The organism is Mesorhizobium sp. (assembly GCF_004962245.1).
In the GTDB taxonomy this organism is placed as follows: Bacteria; Pseudomonadota; Alphaproteobacteria; order Rhizobiales; family Rhizobiaceae; genus Mesorhizobium.
Window position 1 is genome coordinate 1 of record NZ_SUHQ01000023.1, and the last position, 2,500, is coordinate 2,500.

Consider the following 2,500-nt stretch of genomic DNA (forward strand, 5'->3'; position numbering starts at 1 on the left):
TCAGCGGCTTCGTTCAATCCCCCAAAGATTCAATTAATCACTGAAACGCTCTAGAAGCTCGTAAGGCCGAACTTTCGATCTTGCTTGCGGAAGTGCCCGACGATGTGCCGGACCAACTGCCGAGCGCCGCGTACATCTATGCGAAGAAAATTGGAAGGCTGACAGAAGCTCTCAACCGCACGGAGGATCGAGCAGAAGCGGCAGACGCCATCCGCAGCGTCATCGAAAAGATCGAGCTACGCCCGGCCCAGGCCGTGGCGTAGTTGACGCCTCGCTGTACGGCGAACTGAGCACGATCCTCGGCTGGATCGAGCAGCAGAAGGCTGGAAGGGCTACAAAAAAGAACACTCCCGGAGCTGGGCTCGCGGGAGTGTCGGGATCGGTGGTTGCGGGGACAGGATTTGAACCTGTGACCTTCAGGTTATGAGCCTGACGAGCTACCGGGCTGCTCCACCCCGCGTCAACCTTAGAAGTAAGCCTTGACTTACTGGATTCAAGCTTTCGCCAAATGAAAGGGCCGCTTGCGCGGCCCGAAATCCCGATGGCGGGCCTGTTCGTAAGGAGAAGATTTCAACAACGTGCGCTTGGCAGACCTGGCAGCGACCTACTCTCCCGCGTCTTGAGACGAAGTACCATCAGCGCTGGAGCGTTTCACGGCCGAGTTCGGAATGGGATCGGGTGCAGCCGCTCCGCCATAACCACCAGGTCGGCAAAACGCACGTTGCTCGAGAAGCTGTTTTCTGTGCCATCCATCTCGGCACAATCCAAAGGATTGTCGCCAGAAATGGGCATAAGGAATGAGAACGATCAAGCCGATCGAACTATTAGTACCGGTAAGCTTCAAGCGTTGCCGCTCTTCCACACCCGGCCTATCAACGTGGTCGTCTTCCACGGTTCTCAGGGAATACTCGTTTTAAGGTGGGTTTCCCGCTTAGATGCCTTCAGCGGTTATCCCGTCCGGATATAGCTACCCTGCTATGCGGCTGGCGCCACAACAGGTCCACCAGAGATCCGTCCATCCCGGTCCTCTCGTACTAGGGACAGATCCTTTCAATATTCCTACACCCACGGCAGATAGGGACCGAACTGTCTCACGACGTTCTGAACCCAACTCACGTACCGCTTTAAATGGCGAACAGCCATACCCTTGGGACCTGCTCCAGCCCCAGGATGCGATGAGTCGACATCGAGGTGCCAAACAACCCCGTCGATATGGACTCTTGGGGGTCATCAGCCTGTTATCCCCGGCGTACCTTTTATCCGTTGAGCGATGGCCCTTCCACGCGGGACCACCGGATCACTATGACCGACTTTCGTCTCTGCTCGACTTGTCAGTCTCGCAGTCAGGCAGGCTTATGCCATTGCACTCAGCGAACGATTTCCGACCGTTCTGAGCCCACCATCGCGCGCCTCCGTTACTCTTTAGGAGGCGACCGCCCCAGTCAAACTACCCACCATACATTGTCCCGGACCCGGATAACGGGCCGCGGTTAGACATCCATAGTGATAAGGGTGGTATTTCAAGGATGGCTCCACCTGAGCTGGCGCCCAGGCTTCAAAGCCTACCACCTATCCTACACATGCCACTACGAATGCCAATGTAAAGCTATAGTAAAGGTGCACGGGGTCTTTCCGTCTAACCGCAGGAACCCCGCATCTTCACGGGGAATTCAATTTCACTGAGTCTATGCTGGAGACAGCGGGGAAGTCGTTACGCCATTCGTGCAGGTCGGAACTTACCCGACAAGGAATTTCGCTACCTTAGGACCGTTATAGTTACGGCCGCCGTTTACTGGGGCTTCGATTCAGAGCTTGCACCCCTCCTCTTAACCTTCCAGCACCGGGCAGGCGTCAGACCCTATACGTCGTCTTGCGACTTCGCAGAGCCCTGTGTTTTTGATAAACAGTCGCTACCCCCTGGTCTGTGCCACCCTCCCATGCTTGCGCATGAAAGGGTCACGCTTCTTCCGAAGTTACGCGTGCAATTTGCCGAGTTCCTTCAGCATAGTTCTCTCAAGCGCCTTGGTATACTCTACCAGTCCACCAGTGTCGGTTTCGGGTACGGTCTATAAGGAGGAGCTATTTCCTGGAACCACGCAGCAGCCCTTTCAATCCGATAAGATTGGACTACCTCAATGATCCGTCACTTCCTCCAGGCCCACGAATATTAACGTGGTTCCCATCGTCTACGCATTTCTGCCTCGACTTAGGGGCCGGCTAACCCTGCTCAGATTAGCTTTAAGCAGGAACCCTTGGACTTTCGGCGGGGGAGTCTCTCACTCCCCTTACGTTACTCATGTCAGCATTCGCACTTCTGATACCTCCACCACCCCTCACGGGTATGGCTTCGTCAGCTTACAGAACGCTCCGCTACCGCTTGCATTGCTGCAAACCCTAAGCTTCGGTGTATGGCTTTAGCCCCGTTACATTTTCGGCGCAAAGACCCTTATTTAGACCAGTGAGCTGTTACGCTTTCTTTAAATGATGGCTGCTTCTAAGC

Annotated in this window: 1 protein-coding gene, 1 tRNA gene and 2 rRNA genes (1 of these 4 cut by a window edge); 1 reads left to right on the forward strand and 3 read right to left on the reverse strand. The window is 55.0% G+C overall.

All coding sequences use genetic code 11. The annotated features are described in order from the left end of the window. Positions 1 to 80 precede the first annotated feature (80 nt). Positions 81 to 263, forward strand: coding sequence for a hypothetical protein (locus E5X88_RS22710; protein ID WP_292165318.1), 183 nt, complete (start codon positions 81 to 83; stop codon positions 261 to 263). A gap of 120 nt (positions 264 to 383) precedes the next feature. Here E5X88_RS22710 and E5X88_RS22715 read toward each other — a convergent pair. From E5X88_RS22715 to E5X88_RS22725, 3 genes are all read right to left on the reverse strand, one after another. Continuing rightward, positions 384 to 460 (reverse strand) — tRNA-Met (locus E5X88_RS22715). Positions 461 to 591: 131 nt separating this feature from the next. Beyond that, positions 592 to 706, reverse strand: a 5S ribosomal RNA gene (gene rrf / locus E5X88_RS22720). A 97-nt stretch (positions 707 to 803) separates the two neighbouring features. Further along, a 23S ribosomal RNA gene (locus tag E5X88_RS22725) occupies positions 804 to 2,500 on the reverse strand (it continues 1,102 nt past the right edge of the window).